Below are 232 nucleotides of genomic sequence, written 5' to 3'. Positions count from 1 at the left end.
CGACTTCACCGGCAGGAACACCGCGAAGGCCTGGCTGGTCTTGTCGTACAGGTCGGCCGTACGCAGCTCCTCGATGAAGATCGCATCGGCCTTGGCCAGCAGCTCGGCGTACACACGCTTCACTTCGCCCAGGATGCGCACGCCCAGGCCCGGGCCCGGGAACGGATGGCGGTAGACCATGCTGCGCTGCAGGCCGAGTTCGACGCCGAGGCGGCGCACTTCGTCCTTGAAC

Annotated in this window: 1 pseudogene; it reads right to left on the bottom strand. The window is 66.8% G+C overall.

Annotated elements, in window-relative coordinates:
* A pseudogene (locus ACQG3P_RS24685) lies at positions 1-232 on the bottom strand (glutamine-hydrolyzing GMP synthase); the annotation flags it as partial.

This window comes from Stenotrophomonas sp. SrG, from assembly GCF_050031795.1.
Classification (GTDB): Bacteria; Pseudomonadota; Gammaproteobacteria; order Xanthomonadales; family Xanthomonadaceae; genus Stenotrophomonas; species Stenotrophomonas rhizophila_A.
The sequence above is the reverse complement of the archived record's forward strand: the minus strand, read 5'-3'. Positions and strand labels throughout refer to the sequence as shown.